This window comes from Paraburkholderia sp. JPY419 (genome assembly GCF_050435705.1).
Classification (GTDB): domain Bacteria; phylum Pseudomonadota; class Gammaproteobacteria; order Burkholderiales; family Burkholderiaceae; genus Paraburkholderia; species Paraburkholderia youngii.
This window is the reverse complement of sequence record NZ_JBNDKV010000002.1, coordinates 564,910-581,178: the sequence shown is the minus strand read 5'-3', so window position 1 is coordinate 581,178 and position 16,269 is coordinate 564,910. Positions and strand designations below refer to the sequence as shown.

At 63.7% G+C, this 16,269-nt stretch carries 20 protein-coding genes; 13 read left to right on the top strand and 7 right to left on the bottom strand.

Annotated features, from left to right (window positions below):
- Window positions 1-28: 28 nt before the first annotated feature.
- Entirely contained in the window at window positions 29-931 is a 903-nt protein-coding gene (locus QFZ91_RS08920) for a YihY/virulence factor BrkB family protein (RefSeq protein WP_429567015.1), read from the bottom strand.
- 177 nt (window positions 932-1,108) lie between these two features.
- Here QFZ91_RS08920 and QFZ91_RS08915 point away from each other — a divergent pair, with 177 nt between their 5' ends.
- Together QFZ91_RS08915 and QFZ91_RS08910 are read left to right on the top strand one after the other, a co-directional pair.
- Window positions 1,109-2,518: a 3-deoxy-D-arabino-heptulosonate 7-phosphate synthase gene (locus tag QFZ91_RS08915; protein WP_368598504.1), complete on the top strand. Its 1,410-nt coding sequence runs from the start codon at window positions 1,109-1,111 to the stop codon at window positions 2,516-2,518.
- A 67-nt stretch (window positions 2,519-2,585) separates the two neighbouring features.
- Entirely contained in the window at window positions 2,586-2,831 is a 246-nt protein-coding gene (locus QFZ91_RS08910; protein WP_368717270.1) for a hypothetical protein, read from the top strand.
- Between the two features lie 34 nt (window positions 2,832-2,865).
- Here the strand turns inward: QFZ91_RS08910 and QFZ91_RS08905 are convergent, their stop codons facing one another.
- Window positions 2,866-3,279, bottom strand: coding sequence for a hypothetical protein (locus QFZ91_RS08905; RefSeq protein WP_176377977.1), 414 nt, complete (start codon window positions 3,277-3,279; stop codon window positions 2,866-2,868).
- A gap of 27 nt (window positions 3,280-3,306) precedes the next feature.
- The gene (locus QFZ91_RS08900) at window positions 3,307-3,717 is read right to left on the bottom strand and encodes a DUF6566 family protein (protein WP_176377976.1); all 411 of its coding nucleotides are present in this window, start codon (window positions 3,715-3,717) and stop codon (window positions 3,307-3,309) included.
- 228 nt (window positions 3,718-3,945) lie between these two features.
- Here QFZ91_RS08900 and QFZ91_RS08895 point away from each other — a divergent pair, with 228 nt between their 5' ends.
- Both QFZ91_RS08895 and QFZ91_RS08890 read left to right on the top strand, forming a co-directional pair.
- Entirely contained in the window at window positions 3,946-4,320 is a 375-nt protein-coding gene (locus tag QFZ91_RS08895; RefSeq protein WP_429567014.1) for a phage holin family protein, read from the top strand.
- Complete coding sequence (locus QFZ91_RS08890) at window positions 4,317-4,619, top strand: hypothetical protein (RefSeq protein WP_368598506.1); 303 nt, start codon at window positions 4,317-4,319, stop codon at window positions 4,617-4,619. The genes QFZ91_RS08895 and QFZ91_RS08890 overlap by 4 nt, the downstream gene beginning before the upstream one ends.
- A 4-nt stretch (window positions 4,620-4,623) precedes the next feature.
- On the opposite strand, the gene QFZ91_RS08885 is transcribed toward QFZ91_RS08890, so the two are convergent.
- On the bottom strand, window positions 4,624-5,613 hold the full coding sequence (locus QFZ91_RS08885) for an aliphatic sulfonate ABC transporter substrate-binding protein (RefSeq protein WP_429567013.1): 990 nt from the start codon (window positions 5,611-5,613) through the stop codon (window positions 4,624-4,626).
- Between the two features lie 462 nt (window positions 5,614-6,075).
- Here QFZ91_RS08885 and QFZ91_RS08880 point away from each other — a divergent pair, with 462 nt between their 5' ends.
- Together QFZ91_RS08880 and QFZ91_RS08875 are read left to right on the top strand one after the other, a co-directional pair.
- Window positions 6,076-7,758, top strand: coding sequence for a hybrid sensor histidine kinase/response regulator (locus tag QFZ91_RS08880; protein WP_429567012.1), 1,683 nt, complete (start codon window positions 6,076-6,078; stop codon window positions 7,756-7,758).
- Window positions 7,759-7,828: 70 nt separating this feature from the next.
- Complete coding sequence (locus tag QFZ91_RS08875; RefSeq protein WP_176108878.1) at window positions 7,829-8,017, top strand: hypothetical protein; 189 nt, start codon at window positions 7,829-7,831, stop codon at window positions 8,015-8,017.
- 198 nt (window positions 8,018-8,215) lie between these two features.
- On the opposite strand, the gene QFZ91_RS08870 is transcribed toward QFZ91_RS08875, so the two are convergent.
- Window positions 8,216-8,518 carry a DUF4148 domain-containing protein gene (locus QFZ91_RS08870; RefSeq protein ID WP_176377973.1) on the bottom strand — a complete coding sequence of 101 codons (303 nt, stop codon included), beginning with the start codon at window positions 8,516-8,518 and terminating at the stop codon, window positions 8,216-8,218.
- Window positions 8,519-8,681: 163 nt separating this feature from the next.
- A complete protein-coding gene (locus QFZ91_RS08865; protein WP_429567011.1) occupies window positions 8,682-9,446 on the bottom strand; it encodes an SDR family oxidoreductase in 765 nt (254 codons plus the stop codon).
- Between the two features lie 138 nt (window positions 9,447-9,584).
- Here QFZ91_RS08865 and QFZ91_RS08860 point away from each other — a divergent pair, with 138 nt between their 5' ends.
- The 4 genes from QFZ91_RS08860 (at window position 9,585) to QFZ91_RS08845 (ending at window position 13,110) form a co-directional block, all read left to right on the top strand.
- Window positions 9,585-10,493 (top strand): LysR family transcriptional regulator, encoded by a 909-nt coding sequence (locus tag QFZ91_RS08860; RefSeq protein WP_184225618.1) that lies wholly within the window; start codon window positions 9,585-9,587, stop codon window positions 10,491-10,493.
- A 262-nt stretch (window positions 10,494-10,755) separates the two neighbouring features.
- Complete coding sequence (gene pstS, locus QFZ91_RS08855; protein WP_429567010.1) at window positions 10,756-11,793, top strand: phosphate ABC transporter substrate-binding protein PstS; 1,038 nt, start codon at window positions 10,756-10,758, stop codon at window positions 11,791-11,793.
- Between the two features lie 113 nt (window positions 11,794-11,906).
- The gene (locus QFZ91_RS08850) at window positions 11,907-12,554 is read left to right on the top strand and encodes a hypothetical protein (protein WP_429567009.1); all 648 of its coding nucleotides are present in this window, start codon (window positions 11,907-11,909) and stop codon (window positions 12,552-12,554) included.
- A gap of 127 nt (window positions 12,555-12,681) precedes the next feature.
- Entirely contained in the window at window positions 12,682-13,110 is a 429-nt protein-coding gene (locus QFZ91_RS08845; RefSeq protein ID WP_429568611.1) for a YciI family protein, read from the top strand.
- Window positions 13,111-13,185: 75 nt separating this feature from the next.
- Here QFZ91_RS08845 and QFZ91_RS08840 read toward each other — a convergent pair whose 3' ends face one another.
- On the bottom strand, window positions 13,186-14,037 hold the full coding sequence (locus QFZ91_RS08840) for a GlcG/HbpS family heme-binding protein (protein WP_429567008.1): 852 nt from the start codon (window positions 14,035-14,037) through the stop codon (window positions 13,186-13,188).
- 176 nt (window positions 14,038-14,213) lie between these two features.
- On the opposite strand from QFZ91_RS08840, the gene QFZ91_RS08835 reads away from it, so the two are divergent.
- The 3 genes from QFZ91_RS08835 to QFZ91_RS08825 all read left to right on the top strand — a co-directional run bounded on the left by QFZ91_RS08835 (window position 14,214) and on the right by QFZ91_RS08825 (window position 16,179).
- Entirely contained in the window at window positions 14,214-14,609 is a 396-nt protein-coding gene (locus tag QFZ91_RS08835) for a 4-oxalocrotonate tautomerase family protein (RefSeq protein ID WP_368717336.1), read from the top strand.
- Between the two features lie 63 nt (window positions 14,610-14,672).
- A complete protein-coding gene (locus QFZ91_RS08830; RefSeq protein WP_176377969.1) occupies window positions 14,673-15,605 on the top strand; it encodes a hypothetical protein in 933 nt (310 codons plus the stop codon).
- Between the two features lie 145 nt (window positions 15,606-15,750).
- Window positions 15,751-16,179, top strand: a complete 429-nt coding sequence (locus QFZ91_RS08825) for a YybH family protein (RefSeq protein WP_429567007.1) — start codon at window positions 15,751-15,753, stop codon at window positions 16,177-16,179.
- The last annotated feature ends 90 nt before the right edge of the window (window positions 16,180-16,269 follow it).

The window sequence follows — 16,269 nt, the reverse complement described above, 5'->3', positions numbered from 1 at the left end:
GGCAATGCCGTTTGTGCGCGGAACGGTTTCATGCGCGCCGAAGCCCGGGATGAGCGGGGGAGGCCGCATCCCGGCACAACGACGCGGTGACTTCCGCGCCGAACAGGAACACCGCCGCGCAGAAGTACAGCCACATCATCAGCACCGCGAGCGAGCCGGCCGCGCCGAACAGGCCCGCCGTGCCCGCATGCACGAGATAGAAGCTGAACAGATGCCGGCCCGCCGTGAACAGCAGGCTCGCGACGCTGCCGCCCACGAGCGCGGGGCGCAACGGCACCGCCGCGTCGGGCAGCCACTTGATCAGCGCGCCGAGCCCGACGGCCAGAATGACGAAACCGAGTAACGATTGCAGCACATAGGCAACGATGCCCAGCGCCGAATTGCCGAACAGCGCACCGCCGAGGGTCTGGATCGCCGCATCGACGACGAGCGACACGACCAGCAGAAAGCTGAGCCCGATAAGCAGACCGATCGATACGAGCCGCGCGCGCACCAGCAGCGCCAGCCCGGCAATGCCTTTGCGCGGGTGCGCGGCAAACACGATGTCGAGCGCGGTATTCAACGATGAAAACGTGGCCGACGCGCCGACCAGCAGCAGCGCGATCGAGAACGCGGCGGCGACGCCGCTGCCGCCCGAGTAGTGCGCATGGGCGACGATGTCCTGCATCGCGTGCGCCGCGTCGTTGCCGACCAGCTGCCGCGCCTGCTCGAAAAGCCGCCCCTGCGCGGCATCGCGGCCGAAGATCCAGCCGATGACCGCGAGCACGAGCAGCAGCGTGGGCGCTAGCGAGAACGCCGAATAGAACGCGATGCTGGCGCCGAGCATCGCACATCGGTCCGACAGAAAGCGGCCGGCGGCGTCGCTCGCGACGTTGATCGTGTGGCGCCAGCGAGCGGGTCTCGCTGCGGTTCCCGGTTGCGGTGCTGACATGCTGTCCTCCGCTTGCGGCAGCGCGCGAACGCTCGCCTCGCGCTGCCGCGACGATAAAGTGGCTCCGTCGAGCGCTGATGCAGCACGACGCGCGCCAGCGCGAGCGGTCCGTGCCGGTCCGCGCGCCGCACCGAACCTTCAGGTAAAGTTATTTCGCCAACTTATCGACATATCGCTATGTCCGTGACGCCATCGCCTTCGTTGCTCGACGAGATGCTCGACGCTGTCGTGCGCCGCTATCGCCTGCCGGCGCTCGCGGCCGTCTGCGCGCCGACGCCGCAAGCGAGTCCCGCCACCGTGCTGGCGCTCGCGATCGAGCAGGCTCGCGAGGCGAGCGCGCGTGGCGAAGCGCCGGATGCGGCGAACCGGCGCTTCTTCGTCGAGGCGCTGGCGCGCATGATCCGCGAGGCGCTGCGCGAGGAAGCCGGCGACCCGGTGTTTCAGGCGATGCTGCTACGGCATCGCAGCGCGGTGGTGCGCGAGTACGCGTCGCTGGCCGCGCACGCGAGCGTCGATCGCCGGCTGATCTACGCGGCCGTCAATGCGATCGCGCATCCGGCCAAACAGCAGCGGCTGCTCCCCGGTCCGCAACGCGACGCGCTGGCGCGTCTGCATGCGCTCGCGGTCGCCGAAGCGTGGCCCGAACTGGCCGAAGCCGTGCAAACTTGCATCGATACGCCGCAAATCGCGCACGACGCGGCGCTGCAACGCGGCCTCGCGCAATTGCTGGAGAGTGCCGCGCTGCAGCGCTTACGGCGCCTTGACGCGCTGACGTCCGACGAGCGCGTGCGCCACTACCAGACGCTGTGGGATCGTCAGGGGCCGCGCCCGGGAAGCTCGAGCGCGGTCGAGCGAGGCTTGAGTTCGAAACAGCGCGGCGCCGCGGTCGAAGCGTTGGCCGCCGATGCACTCGACGCGCTCGCGCAGCGCCTCAATGACGCTCAGGGAGCGGTCGCCACCTACCGCGTCGTGAACTCGATGCGCGTGCCGGCCGCGATACCCGCAAGCCATGAGCGCGCCAAAACCGAATGGGATGTGGTGCTGCTGCGCCAGGCACAGCCCCCGGCCGACGCAGCGGCGTGGGACGTATGCCTGCTCGTCGAAGCGAAGGCATCGGTCGACGCGGCCACCACCGATCTGCCGCGGCTCGTGCGCGGACTGACGCTGCTGGCGCACGCGGAGCCGCACACTGTCTACTCGTTTCGCACGCAGCAGGGGACGGTGCATTTGAGCGGCGCGTCGCTTGCCGCGCTGACGAGCGACGCAACCGGTCTTCGCAGCACCGTGCTCTATTGCTGTGACGCTCCCGTCGAAGCGGCGCCGCGCGTGCTGAGTCCCGCGAGCCGGATGCAGCTGCTGTCGGCCCAGGCTAGCCTCGATTTCGCAGGTGCGCTGGCGGACGGACGCGACGCCGACTGCGCGGATCTCGAACCGGTGTGGCATCAGTTGCTCGAATCGCCGAGATGGCGGACGGTGCTCGACCAGTACGCGACGCTGCGCGAGGTTCGGGAATTAATGGTTCATCCTGACGACTTGCGGGCCGCGGTCGGCATCGCGGACGCAAGACGCTTGAGCGCGGCGCGCTAGGCCTCTGATGAAGAGGTGGCGCGCGCGTTGCTCGTGGCGATAGATCTACGAGCAAAAAGGAGTGGTGATGGAAACACCGTCGAAGCGACTGTCGGACACGCAGGTGCAGGTTGCCAGCAAGATCTACCAATTTCGCTCGCCGCAGGAGGCGGACCGTTTCGTGCAATGTCTGCGCGGCGGCGATGCGAGCCGCTGCGTCGCGGACGTTCCGCCCGAGACCGCAACCGATGCCTATCCGCCGGGGACTCGCACAGGGTCGGGCGCGGGCATCACGATCGGGCCGCCGCCAGGCGGGCTCGATAGCGACGATTAACGCGGTTGCGACCTGCGCGTGTGCGGCTCACGCGTCAGCGCACCGGCTCCAGCATCACCGTGAGCGTTCCTCGCTCGCTTTGCACGCCTGCCGCGAGATCGATCCGGTGCGGTGTCAGCGCGGCGATCGCTCGCTGCAGCCTTGGGGCGAATGTCGTGGCGAACCGCGCGAGCGCCGCTTCGCGTGCGGCGCCTTCATCGTTGGCGACGTCGCGCAGTTCGTCGAGCGGCAAACCGACGAACAGATCGAGCGGGTAGGGTGGCACTCGCGGTTCCATCGCGATGTCCGGACCGGCCGGCACACGAATGCGTATTCCGGGCTGCAAATGCTCGTGCAGTTCGGCGAGAACTTCGTAATCGGCGTCGGCGGGAAGAGCGCTTCTGGCTTCTTCCCGCAGGAACGGCTCGACACCTTCCAGCCGCGCCAGTTCTTCATCGCTCAGTAGCATGTGAGTCTCCTCCGAATCGGTCCGTGCTTATCGCTCGTCGTCGCGCCGCGGCTGCGACGCCGACAGGGTGGCGGCGTGCTCGCCCAGGGTCCGGTCGATCAGATAGCGACCCTGTTCGATGCCGGCGCGCAACGCTTCCTCCTCGGTGAGCCATTCCGGCGTCACGGGCTCCACGTTGGCCAGATTGGCCGGTATCTCCATCGGTCGACCGTCGCGGGAAATCGACACGTCGGCGATCCAGGCGCCTCGCGAGTTCCGATGCGTGGTCACCGTGATCAGCGCGCCGCGGTGCGCGTCATGCATCGCGTGGTGAAAGCCGCGCTCGTCGCGCGCGGCCGGCATCGCGCGTCCGTCCGCGGTAGCCATATCGGAGCCGGTCTCGCCGATGCCGGCGCCGGCGGTGTGGTCAGTGTGATCGGTTGGGGGGAGCGGGGTCATGCTGTCCTCGGCGAGCGAATTGATCTGCCCGATTCCAGCAAACTGTGTGCCGCCACCGCGAACGCGTAAAGGCATCCATCCGGCTACGGGCACGCGGCGTGCGATCGCGTTCAGCGCGGGCCCGGCTCTTGCGCTGCGTTCAACGCGGGTGCCGCTTCGCTCTGTCGGCCAAGGAGCGAAGTGTTTTGCTTGTCGCAGCCGGCGCAAATGAATCGTGAGGAGGACGGAATGTCAATCCATGCGAAGGTCACGAGGTGGCGCAACGTCGGCCGATTCTGCGTCGAGCGCGTCACCGACTATAGCGAACTGTTCGCGCTGGAAATCGAGGAGACGCGAAAGCGCCTGGTGCGCGAGTTGAGCGCACTCGTCGCGTTGGCGGTCGCGGGGCTGTTCACGCTGTCCTTCATTTGCATCGCGATCATCGCCACCGCGTGGCAGACGCCTTACTTTCTTGAGGTGGTCTGGGGCGTGGCTGCCGCGTGGCTGCTCGTGTGCATCGTGTCTTTGCTGGTTTTGCGGGCGCAAAAACCGGCGCAATCGCTTCACGTGCTCAAGGCCGAGATTCACTCCGATCTGGACGCTCTCAGGGAGTCGCTCAAATGAGTCAGCCACGTCACGCAAACGAGCTTGCCCGGCTCACCATTCTGGAACGCATGGAGGCATCGCGAACCGCCCTGGTAGTGGCGAACCGGACTGCCGCGTTGCCCGCGGCGCGCGCGGCGTCGCGCTTCCCGGTCGGCACGGTGCTCGCGTCGCTCGCCGAGGCGCCGCATGTCGCGTTGCTGCTCGCCCTGGTGGTCGGCGGCATCGTGCTGGGGCCGCGCCGTACGCTGTCGATCGCGGGCCGCTCCGGTGCCGCGGCGTGGATTGCCCGCAATGTGCGGCGCTCCATCGCGCAGTGATCGCTCACGCGCCGACCGGCTTCGCCCGTTTTGCCGCGAAGTCCCAGTACAGCGCCTGCTTCGTCTCGACCGGCGCGGGCAGCAGTCCCGCGCGATAGAACGCGTCGGCGATCGTCTGCTGCTCGCTGAAGTTCGGCGGCGCGAGCGCTCGCACCAGATAGCTGCGCCGGGCGTTGGCGCGTTCGATCGTCGGCGCGTCGAGTCCCCACACCGGCGCGAGCGTGTTGGCCGCGTCGAGCGGATTAGCGCGCAACCAGTCGCCTGCCGTCTTCAACTGCTCGAACACGGTCTCGATGATTTGCGGATGCGCGTCGGCGTAGGTGCGCGACGCGAGGTAGTAGCGCTGATAGGACGCAAGGCCCGCGCCGTCGCTCAGTATGCGCACGTCGCCGTCGCGCTCGACCGAGGCTACATAGGGATCCCAGGTGATCCAGACATCGACGCTGCCGCGCTCGAACGCGGCGCGGCCATCGGCCGGACTCAGGTAGTTCACGCCGACGTCGGCGGGCTCGAGCCCCGCGCGCGCGAGCGCCGCAAGCAGCAGATAGTGGCTGCCCGCCGCCTTCGTCACCGCAATGCGGCGGCCCTTCAGATCGGCCAGCGTGCGCAGGGTGCCGTCCTTCTTCACGATGATCGCTTGCGCGCCCGGCGATGGCGCTTCCTGTGCGACATAGACGAAGCGCGCATGCGCGGCTTGGGCGAAGATCGGCACGGTGTCGGCGACATCGGCGCTGAAGTCGACGGCATCGACGTTGAGCGCTTCGGTCAGCGGCAGTCCGCTCGCGAACTCGTTCCAGGAGATGCGCACGTTGAGCGGCGCGAGCGCTTTTTCTAGCGATCCGCGTGCCTTCAGCAACGTGATGAGCGTAGACGATTTCTGATAGCCGATGCGCAGCGCGACAGGCGGGGTTTGCGAGAAGCCGCGCGGAGCGCTGGCGGCCAGTAGTGATGCCACTGCGAAGCGGGTGAATGCGCGCCGTGTTATTTGCGTCATGATGTGGGCGTCCTGTCGAGCGTTGAAAACGGGGGAATCGAGCGATCGTAACAACCCGATGTCATCGCGCTAACCGACGGATTTAGCTATCGATCGCAGCGATCGTCATATGCGCCAAGCCACAACGCTTTTCGCGACTTCGCGATCCGTATAATGCCGCCCGGTTGCCTGCAGGCGTGCTCGCGTCAAGGCTGGCTCGGCTGTCCGGCGCCCATGAGTTACGGACAGCCGCAGCATGGCACTGAGTTCCTATACTGCGTCGTCCGCTGTTCATGGGACGCCATGTCGGCGGTGAGCGGAGCAGGACGTTGCGGACAAATAGAAGTAAAAAGCGCTGTGCAAATGACAGAAGCCGAGACCGCGCGCCCCAACTGACCTACACTCGTCGGCAGCGGTATCGGCGCGGTATCGGCCCTTACGCCCGCCTTGTGCGCGGGTGCCCGTCAACATCGGTGGAACATCATGGCTCCCAGTGCTGACGAATTAGCGAGCCGTCCAGCCAAAGAGGCTGATTACGCCCGAGAGAACCAGTCGCTGCTGCGGCTCGCGCGCGCGCAAACCGGCTCGCGTGAACAGCTGCTGAACGCGATTGCCAGCGAGGCCATGGCGTTATGCTGCGCGGGCAGCGCGGGCATCAGCCTGGTCGAGGGGCCACCCGACGGCCGGCGCTTTCGCTGGCTCGCGGTGGCAGGCCTGTGCGCCGGCCTGCAGGGGCGCACGACCGCGTGGGACGAATGTCCATGCGGCGTCACGCTCGAAGGGGGCGCGGCGCGCCTGTTCGTCGATCCGCAACAGCAGTTTCCCAGTCTGAACTTTCCGGGCGTCGAGGTGCCCGAGGGGATCGTCGTACCCATTCCGTGCGATAACGGCCACCTCGGCGCGATCTGGGTGATGTCGCACAACAAAGGGTGCCGCTTCGACAGCGAAGACGCACGGGTGCTGTCGGATCTCGCGATGGTCGCGGGCGCGGCCGTGACGATGGTCAACGTTCGCGACGACGGCGCGGACAACGACCGCCGCCACAACGAGTTCATCGCGATGCTCGCGCACGAGTTGCGCAACCCGATGGCGCCAATCGATGGCGCGATCGCCGCGGCGAAGCGTCTCGTGGTCGATAACGACAAGGCCGACGCGGTGCTGACCATCGCGCAACGGCAGATGAAGCATCTGCGCACCCTCGTCGATGACCTGCTCGACGCCGCGCGTCTGAAGCACGGAAAGCTGACGATCCGGCGCAGCGATACGTTGCTGGCCGAGATCGTTTCCGACGCGGTAGCCGCGATCGACCACGACGTGCGCTCGCGCGGCCATACGCTGAAACTGACCGGTCTGGACCGCGCGATTCCGGTGCGCGCCGATCATGTGCGGCTCAGTCAGGTGCTCGGCAATCTGTTGTCGAACGCGGCGAAGTACACGCCGGCGGGCGGACTGATCGAGCTGACGGTTCGCTCGGGAAATCCGTCCGACGCGCGGATGCTGGTGATCGAGGTCAGCGACAACGGCATCGGCATCGATTCGTCGATCGCCCCGCATGTGTTCGACCTGTTCGCGCAGTGCTCGAGCGGCAGCGCGCGCTCGGAAGGCGGGCTCGGTATCGGTCTGGCTGTCGCCAAACGGCTGGTGGAGCTGCACGATGGCGAAATCGACATCCATAGCGATGGACCGGGCTGCGGCACCCGCGTCACCCTGCGTTTGCCGATCCTGCGAACGCAGCCGCTAGCGACGCCTGGCGACGCCTCGGACAAAAGCAGGGACTTCCGGGCGCTGCGCATCGTTCTTGTGGACGACAACGTCGACGCGTTGCACGTTCTGTGCGTGCTGCTCGACCTGGAGGGTTATCGCGTGTCCGCGGTCGACAACGGTCTCGCGGCCATCGACCTGATCACGCGAACGAGGCCGGAGCTTGCCATCGTCGACGTGGCGATGCCCGTGATGGACGGCTTCGAGGTGGCACGCAGAATTCGCGCGAACCCCGAGCTGGACGGCACGATACTCGTCGCGCTGACCGGCTATTCGTCGGACTCGGACCGCAGCCAAATGCTTGCCGCGGGCTTCGATCATCATCTGAGCAAGCCGTTGTCGCTGGAAAAGCTGCGGGACCTGCTGGCGGATTCGGCGGAGCGGCTGGTTGGGGGCGCCCGGTGACCCGGCGGAGCCTGCGCAACTCTTCCAGCCTGCTAGACTGGAAATTGCCCTGCAAGCTACGGAGGGAGATATGACGACCGTCTACGTCGTAAAGACCGGCGAGAAGTTCCTCTGCACCGCGGAGGATGGCGACATCGGCATGGCGCCGGAGATCAAGGAGGCCACGTCGTTTCGCTCGTACGAGGAAGCGAATAAAGTCGCGACCGAGAACGCCGATCCCGGATACGAAATCCTGACCGTCGACGTTAATAAACGTTGATATGTGTTAGCTGTTCGCGCCCAGGCGCTCAGCGAAAGAGGATCAGCGATTCAGCAGGCGTCATGCAAGATGGCGCCGGGTGCGGGTGCGGGCGAAATTCGGCAAATATTCCAAAGCAAGCGCGTAAAGCACGACACTCCATGCCGTCCCGGGCAGGGACGGCATTTTCAGCATCGTCGAGCCGGTCAGACGAGCAGCTCAAGATCCGCCAAAGAACACCGGCTTCATCCCGGTCGCGCCGGCCGGATGGCCCATCTGCTGCGTACCGCTGGTCGCAGGGCCATAGCCGCTGCTCTGACCTGCGGCAGGGGCGGTGATGGTCGGCATATAGGTAGGAAAGTCGACGGTATTCGCATTGGCCGGATTGAAGCCGGCTTGTTCGAGTTGCGCGATCTCTGCCTGGACTTGTGCGTGCGTCAGCGTGCTTTCGGTCTGTGCCGCCGATGCAATTGGCAAAGCCATGACAGCGACCGCGCAAACCGTGTGGACTAACGTCTTCATGATGGCCCACCTCCTTGTTAATTACTCCAACTGACTCGCGCTTCGCTTTTCGCGGTCAGCTGATCAAAGATTAGGTGAGGAACCATACAGTGTTCGTTTATTTTTTATGGTAACGGACTCGTCGATCAGCCGAGGCTGATCGACGTTCGCGCCCGAACCCAGCTCAGGTACGGGTAATTGAAGCCCCACCGTCGACCAACGAAGCCGTACCCGTCACGAAGGACGAGTCGTCGGAAGCGAGGTACAGCGCCGAGCGGGCAATCTCTTCTGGCCTCGCGACCCGCTTGAGCGCATGCAGCCCGCTCACGAACGTCTGCGATTCAGCGGTATCGTTCATGCCGCGATACATCTCCGTGTCCACCGCGCCCGGCAGGATCGCGTTGACGCGCACGCCTTGCGCACCGTATTCGGCCGCGAGCGCTTGTGTCAGTCCGATCAGCCCGGCTTTGCTCGCGGCATAGGCGGCCGTTCCCGGGAAGGCGAACGAGTAGCCGACGAAGGTCGACGTGAAGATGATCGATCCGCCGCCTTGCTTGATCATTTCAGGAATCTGATGCTTGGCGCCGATAAACGCGCTGGTCAGGTTGGTGGCCAGCGTCGCTGACCAGCCTGCTTCCGACACGCCGGTCGACGGTCCCATCTCACCGAGCTTCCCCGCATTGTTGTACGCGATGTCGAGACGGCCGAAACGGCTGACGGCGAGTGCGACCAGCGCTGTCGCGAATTCTTCGGATTGCACGTCCCCTGCCAGCGGGACAGCCGTACCGCCGTCGCGAGCGATCTCGCTGACCAGCGTGTCGAGTTCGGCTTCGCGGCGTGCGGCCACCACAACCTTCGCGCCTTCCGCGGCGAACAACTTTGCGGCAGCGCGACCAATGCCCGCGCTGGCGCCGGTGACGATAGCGACTTTTCCTGTCAAGCGTTGCATGTTGAATCTCCGGTTTGATCAGCGGCCGATGCCCACTGCGTCGGCTCGTTGAGAAGCACTATAAGATTCCGTTCTTGAGACAGAAAGACCAAAAACATCGCAGTATCATTCAGGTTTTATGAATGATCGGAGCGCCATATGGACCGGCTGCGCGCGTTTGAGGTTTTCGTAACGGTCGTCACCCGGGGCAGCTTTGCGCGCGCGGCCGATGCGCTCGAAACCTCGCCCGCGAACGTGACCCGCTATGTGAATGACCTGGAGGCGCACCTCGGCGCGCGACTGCTGAATCGCACCTCGCGCAGATTGTCTCTAACCGAGGCCGGTGAAACGCTTTATTCGCGCTGCAAGGCCATTCTGGAAGACGTTGCCGAAACGGAAGGACTCGTATCGACAACGTCGATCGAACCGCGTGGACGGCTGCGTATCAATGCACCGGTCAGCTTCGGCATCCAGCATCTCGCGCCGCTGTGGCCACGGTTCATGCAGCAATATCCCGACGTCGAGCTCGACATCACGCTGATAGACCGCGTCGTCGATATCGTCGAAGAGGGCTTCGATCTCGCCATTCGCATCTCGCGCGCCGGCACGGTCGATCACGCGGCCCGCAAACTGGCGACGTCGACAAACATCCTGTGTGCATCGCCCGATTACCTGAAGCGTTCGGGATATCCGGAAACGCCGCTGGACCTGCTCGGACATCGATGTATCGGCTATACGTACGCGGCCACGGCGGACGTCTGGCAACTGATCGACAAAGACGGCAAAACGCATGCTGTCGAGGTGAACTGCCAGATGCACACCAATAACGGCGACACCGCGCGCGCGGCGGCGCTCGCGGGGCACGGCGTGATCTGGCAGCCGACGTTTCTGATCGGCGAGGACCTCCGCGCGGGCCGGCTGCTGCGGGTATTGCCTGAATACCGCTTGCCGGATATCGATGTGCTCGCGCTGTATCCGAGCCGTCGCCACGTGAGCGCAAAAGTTCGTGCGGCAATCGATTTTCTGGTCAACGCGTTCTCGGGCGTGCCGCCGTGGGACAAGACGTGAAGGGATGGGGTCGGCAATTCCCGACACGGGATGTCTGCAAAACCGGCGGCGGGCGCCGGCCGTGGCGCGTTCGATAGCATGATTCAACTGGAATTCGGCCAGGCACCGTTCTTTAATGTGCGATATGGCGCGTAATGCAGGAGAGCCACACCCCGGATGAAAGCTGCACATTGAATCGCCGGCACGGTCGCCCTCCAACGAGTTCACGCACTGCAGGTCTGGATCAGCGATGTCCCGGAACAAGAACCGACGGGAGACATTGGTGAGAACACTGAGCGCCATCAGCGCTGGTCTGATTTGCTGTTCATGCGCGGCCGCTGCCTACGCGGCCGACATCAAAGGAGCCGGCAGCACGTTCGCCGCTCCTCTCTACACCCGCTGGGCCGCCGACTACCAGAAGTCGGGTGGAAGCAGGGTGATCTATCAGGGCACGGGTTCGTCCGATGGGCTCAAGCAGGTGATCGCCCGGGAAGTCGACTTTGCTGGCTCGGACGCGCCACTGAGCGACGATCAACTGACCCGCAACGGCCTGCGGCAGTTTCCAATCGCGATCGGCGGCGTGGTGCCCGTCGTGAACCTTCCGGGACTCAAAGCCGGCGAAGTGAGGCTGACCGGGCCGGTCATCGCCGATATCTTTCTCGGCAAGGTTCAGTTCTGGGACGACCCGGCAATCGTACGGTTGAACCCGAAGATCAAGATGCCGAATTACCCGATCGCCGTGGTGCGTCGCCAGGATGGCTCCGGCACGACGCTGATCTGGACTCACTACCTCGCGCAGGTCAGTCCCGAATGGAAGCGCAGGGTCGGCGAAGGCACTAGCGTGCGATGGCCGCTCGGCATCGGCGGCAAAGGCAACGAAGGCATTGCCACGTACGTCGGCTATCTGCCCGGCGCGATAGGCTATGTCGCGTGGGATTTCACGAAACAGAACCGCTTGAAGTACGTGGCCATGACGAATGCGGCGGGCAATGTCGTGCAGCCCAGCGCCGCCACCTTCAACGCAGCGGCGGCGAGCGCCGACTGGTCGGGCTCCCTGTCGCAGTTGCTGACCAACCAGCCGGGCAAGGACGCCTGGCCGGTCATGGGCGCGACCTATGTGTTGCTACCCGCGACGCCGAACCAGCCGGGCCACGACAAAGCCACGTTGAAGTTTTTCGAATGGGCGTTGAGCCACGGCAGACCGACGGTCAACGCACTGGACTACGTAGTGCTGCCGGACCTGGTCGTGACGAAGATCCGCTCACAATGGCCCGCCGATACCGGCGAAAAGCCGGTGCGCAAAGTGCTCGCGGTGCCGTGAGTCGAACTGCGCTTCGTGTCGCCGCGATGGCTAGCCTGAGCTGTGACGCGCGGTCATGTCGCCGGTGGCGAGGGTTTAGCGACGTGTCCGGGGCGTGCATAGAGGGACCTACGATGTACGCGAACTCGACGAGAGGGGGGCGTCAGGACGAGTGGGGTGAGCTTGTCCTGATCGTGATGAAGACCAGCCTGGCGGTGGCGCACGAGCTGGAATTGACGCCCGACGCCGTGCTCGACTGTGCCGCGAGGCATCTGCGCTTCGATGATTTCCGGTGTTTCGCAGCGGCGATGCTGGGTGCGGCGCGCGCGCAAGCGTGGTGTCGCCGGCGCGACGCCGGTCCATCAGTGCAGGCGTCACACATCAAGACCCTTGCTGCGCGCGTCGATATCGACAGGAACGTGCTCGCCTTCATGCCGGCGCTGTGCACAGCCGAACCTCCGGACCACACGAAAGCGCCTGCTCACGCGTATGAAAAGGTCGTCGCGGCCCTTCAGCAGTTGAAAGAAGACGTGCAACGCGTCTTTTCGCGCGGCAGCAGTGCTTTCAGCCGTGCGGACATCGAAGGCGCATCCGGCTTCGCAAAGGCGCTCGAGGCGATCATGCCGGCCGACGATGCCAACGCCTTCGAGCGCGCGTTCGCCGCGGTTTTGCAGGTGCGGTTTTCATCCCAACCCCAGCTCGTGCCTGGCGATGCGAAGCCCGTGATGCGGGTTCAGGGTATCGATGTCAATGCTCAAGGCAGCCAGACGCCTTTACCCTGATCGAGAAGCGTTCTGTAAATCGGAGCAGGCGTGTGTTGCGCATGTCGATTTCTCCCGTGATGATTCGTCGTAGTCACTGGAGGCGCCGTTGCCTTCAGATATTTTCGTCTTCAAAGGGAAAACCCAAATGCGCGTCATGGTCATCATCAAGGCAACCCCCGAATCGGAAGCGGGGCAAATGCCGAGTACGGAACTCCTCACGGCGATGGGGCAGTACAACGAGCAACTGGTCAAGGCCGGCATCATGCAGGGCGGCGACGGGCTGAAGCCGAGCTCGGCCGGCGCTCGCGTGCGGTTCTCAGGGAAGGACCGCACCGTCATCGACGGCCCGTTTGCGGAAACCAAGGAATTGATTGCCGGGTACTGGTTGTGGCAGGTTGAATCGATGGACGAAGCGATCGAATGGGTCAAGCGCTGCCCGAATCCGATGATGAGTGATTCGGAGATCGAGATTCGCCCGTTCTTTGAGCCGGCGGACTTTGGCGAAGCCTTTACGCCCGAGCTTCAGGAAGAGGAAAACCGTCTGCGCAAGCAAATCGACGGGCAGATGCGTTGACGATTCTCACCCCATCGGCGTGCGGGCTTCCGGTCCGTTGTCCGGAAGCCCGATTCCATGGGGCGACGATTGCCGTCAATGCGAAGGTATCTGCTCGATTTTGGCGGCGCTCAGGTCGCTCGGGAAGCAATGCGGATGCTCGAAGCCCATCGGAGATCCGCTCGTCGAGTAGACGATGTTATCCGTGTTGTTCGGACCTTGGCCGGCGGGCACACTGCCGAGCCCCGCGAGCTTGCGCATGCGATACGCGATCGCATGATCGGCGCAGGCGCTATCGCCGCTCACGCCTAATCCTCCGATGACTTTCCCTCCCGCATAAAGTGCGACGCCGCCGCCGAAGGTAATCACGCCGCCAAGCGTGTGTCCGATGCCGCTGCCCTGTTCGAGGAAGCGCGCGTCAAAAGGATTCGAATTATTCAGTCCGTAAAGCGAGCCGCCGGGTTGCGTGGCCGCGTAGAGGTTTGCCGTGGATAGCGCGAGTGCATCGTTGCTAAAGCCGTTCGCGGTATAGGCCTTCGCGATGGCGATGGCCCGACTGCCAGGCCAGGCGTCCCCGGTCACGATCACCGAACAGAGATGTCCCTGGCGATCGACGATGGCCGCCCACATCCGGTTGGGTGTGAAGATCCCGCCGTTGCCATCGGGCAGGTTCACGACCGTACGCAACTGTTTTTCCACCAAGGCGACCGTACCTTGAGGTAGCGTGCATCGGGCTTGTGGGACGTCATCGTCGCCAGACGCGCGACTTTCGTGTGAAAAGGACGCAATGCAAAACGCTGCGACAGCGAGGGTAAGCATCTTACGCATGACGATTCTCCTGACGATCGATTTGACAGCAGGCACGCTGCGGGCGAGAAGGTGCGCAAACAGTAGGAGAGCCAATGAAATAAACGACTCATTGTTGTTGAATGCGGGGCGCGAGTTCATGACAGCGAACTCGCGTAAATAGTGAAGACCGTCATGCAAAGTGAATAGCCAAAACAGAGTCCACGTCGGCCACGCGGCACGTCGGGAACGGGATAGCAATGGCGATGGTTTTGATCGATTTGATGGTGCGGCATATAGTTGGCGCGTGCGAAAAACTTTCCTCGGAGATCGACGCGATGCCTTATCTGCAGCTTGATGTAAACGATCACTACTCTGTCGAGAGTAAAAGACTGCTCGCAGCGAAAATGAGTGAGACGTATGCCCGAATGATGTCGGTCGATGTCAGGCGAATCAGCGTAGCCATACGAGAACTCGGTCCGGGCAGCGTGTGGCGCATTGAGGAGGAGAGCGGGGAGCCAGTGCCTGTCGCGTTGATGATGCTCGATATCAGAAGAGGGCGGCCGCCGGAGTTACGCATTGAGTTGGCCAAAGCACTTTGCTCGCTCTGCATCGAGATTCTGGGCTTGCGCGAAGACCGGCTCAACGTCGAATTCACTCAGCACTCGGGCGATGAGATGTATCACCCGGCGCTTGGAGGTTATAGTCCGGAGTGGGAGCCGGGCCAGCGATGAGTGTTCGCAGGATCGTGTCCGCACCCGTTGCGCCACAACCTGATTCGAAGTAGGAGAAGGACCATGAGCAGGCTTGCCACATCCCTGGCAGAGAATCGGCGGATGCGATCGCGGTGGATCGTCCTGATCGCCACGGTGTTCTGCTTCTTGTGCCACAGCCTCGTCGCGCAAGCGGACGACAGCGCGGCTCGCCTGCGCGAGAAATATCAAAGTCTGACGCAGCAACTCGCGCACAACCAGTTTCATCGACCGCTGTTCCTCGAATCGCAGGAGTTGCCGTCGGCGCTCAAGGGTGACATCTACGGCGTGCTCAACCATCCTTTCGCGATAGTGAGCGGCGCGCTCAGCGACCCGACTCAAGGCCCGGCCAACTGGTGCGACGTGCTGATCCTGCATCAGAACACCAAATACTGTCACGCGTCCACTAGCGACAGCGGTACGGTCCTCACCGTGAACATCGGCAAGAAGACCGAGGAAGCTCTTTCGTCGTCGTACCGCGTGCAATTCAACTTTCGCCCGGTAGCGAGCACGCCTGATTATTTTCGCGTCGAGCTCTCCGCGGCCACGGGTCCGCTGAGCACGAAAGACTACCGTATCGTGCTGGAAGCGATCCCGGTCGGCGATAACCGCACCTTTATTCACCTGACCTACGCATACGGATACGGCACCGCGGGACGGATTGCGATGAAAACCTATCTGGCGACGATCGGCAGCGACAAGGTCGGCTTTTCCCTGACACCCGATTCGTCGGCGAGCGAGCCGCAATACATCGGCGGCGTGCGCGGCCTGGTCGAACGCAATACGATGCGCTATTTCCTCGCCATCGATGCCTATCTTGGCGCGCTTGCCAGCCCGCCCAACGCCCGTCTCGACAAACGTCTGACCGACTGGTTCGATGCGACCGAGCAGTATCCGCGGCAATTGCACGAGGTCAGCCGCGCCGACTATCTGCAGATGAAACACAACGAGTATCAACGTCAGCAGACCGCCCAGTGACGTGCGCGTGATCTGATCAATGCAACGGCCTATCGCGTTGAAGATTTTTTCCGCCTGGATGTCGATCCGGTGGTGCGTCGAGCGTCGTTACCTGGCAAGACAATCGGTCAGGAACCCCTCGTAGTCCCACTCAGGAGCACACACTGTGAACAAACTCGACAATCCGATCCTGCAAGTCCTGGAAGGCTACAAGGCCGCGGTATGGGCCAAAGACGTGGACTCGTTCGTCGCGCTCTACGACCGCGATGCGGTGGTGTTCGACATGTGGGGTACATGGTCGTACAACGGCATCGCATCGTGGCGCGCGATGACTGAGGGCTGGTTCGGTTCGCTGGGTGCGGAGCGGGTGATCGTGGATTTCAGCGCCGCGCACACGATGGTTGCCGCTGACCTTGCCGTCGTTCACGCCTTCGCGACATACAAAGCCGTCGACGCCGGCGGCGTGGAACTGCGTGCGATGGACAATCGCCTGACCATGGCGCTGAGGCAGCAGGCCGACGGATGGAAGATCGTCCACCAGCACACCTCTTCTCCGATCGAGGCCGGCACGGCGCAGGTCATTTTCCGGCGCTAGCGGTTTGCCGGTTCGACATCGCGCTTCGACTCGCGAATAATCATGGCTGCGCGACTTTCCAATTAGCGATGTACCTTCTGTCTAAAGGCA

Excerpts from the sequence above, each read along its gene's own strand:
- QFZ91_RS08920 (WP_429567015.1), bottom strand. The coding sequence starts at position 931 with ATGTCAGCACCGCAACCGGGAACCGCAGCGAGACCCGCTCGCTGGCGC.
- QFZ91_RS08860 (WP_184225618.1), top strand. The coding sequence starts at position 9,585 with ATGGACCGGCTGCGCGCGTTTGAGGTTTTCGTAACGGTCGTCACCCGG.
- QFZ91_RS08840 (WP_429567008.1), bottom strand. The coding sequence starts at position 14,037 with ATGAACTCGCGCCCCGCATTCAACAACAATGAGTCGTTTATTTCATTG.
- QFZ91_RS08865 (WP_429567011.1), bottom strand. The coding sequence starts at position 9,446 with ATGCAACGCTTGACAGGAAAAGTCGCTATCGTCACCGGCGCCAGCGCG.
- QFZ91_RS08880 (WP_429567012.1), top strand. The coding sequence starts at position 6,076 with ATGGCTCCCAGTGCTGACGAATTAGCGAGCCGTCCAGCCAAAGAGGCT.
- QFZ91_RS08890 (WP_368598506.1), top strand. The coding sequence starts at position 4,317 with ATGAGTCAGCCACGTCACGCAAACGAGCTTGCCCGGCTCACCATTCTG.
- QFZ91_RS08910 (WP_368717270.1), top strand. The coding sequence starts at position 2,586 with ATGGAAACACCGTCGAAGCGACTGTCGGACACGCAGGTGCAGGTTGCC.
- QFZ91_RS08905 (WP_176377977.1), bottom strand. The coding sequence starts at position 3,279 with ATGCTACTGAGCGATGAAGAACTGGCGCGGCTGGAAGGTGTCGAGCCG.
- QFZ91_RS08835 (WP_368717336.1), top strand. The coding sequence starts at position 14,214 with ATGCCTTATCTGCAGCTTGATGTAAACGATCACTACTCTGTCGAGAGT.
- QFZ91_RS08845 (WP_429568611.1), top strand. The coding sequence starts at position 12,682 with ATGCGCGTCATGGTCATCATCAAGGCAACCCCCGAATCGGAAGCGGGG.
- QFZ91_RS08900 (WP_176377976.1), bottom strand. The coding sequence starts at position 3,717 with ATGACCCCGCTCCCCCCAACCGATCACACTGACCACACCGCCGGCGCC.
- QFZ91_RS08830 (WP_176377969.1), top strand. The coding sequence starts at position 14,673 with ATGAGCAGGCTTGCCACATCCCTGGCAGAGAATCGGCGGATGCGATCG.
- QFZ91_RS08850 (WP_429567009.1), top strand. The coding sequence starts at position 11,907 with ATGTACGCGAACTCGACGAGAGGGGGGCGTCAGGACGAGTGGGGTGAG.
- QFZ91_RS08870 (WP_176377973.1), bottom strand. The coding sequence starts at position 8,518 with ATGAAGACGTTAGTCCACACGGTTTGCGCGGTCGCTGTCATGGCTTTG.
- QFZ91_RS08885 (WP_429567013.1), bottom strand. The coding sequence starts at position 5,613 with ATGACGCAAATAACACGGCGCGCATTCACCCGCTTCGCAGTGGCATCA.
- QFZ91_RS08915 (WP_368598504.1), top strand. The coding sequence starts at position 1,109 with ATGTCCGTGACGCCATCGCCTTCGTTGCTCGACGAGATGCTCGACGCT.
- QFZ91_RS08875 (WP_176108878.1), top strand. The coding sequence starts at position 7,829 with ATGACGACCGTCTACGTCGTAAAGACCGGCGAGAAGTTCCTCTGCACC.
- QFZ91_RS08895 (WP_429567014.1), top strand. The coding sequence starts at position 3,946 with ATGTCAATCCATGCGAAGGTCACGAGGTGGCGCAACGTCGGCCGATTC.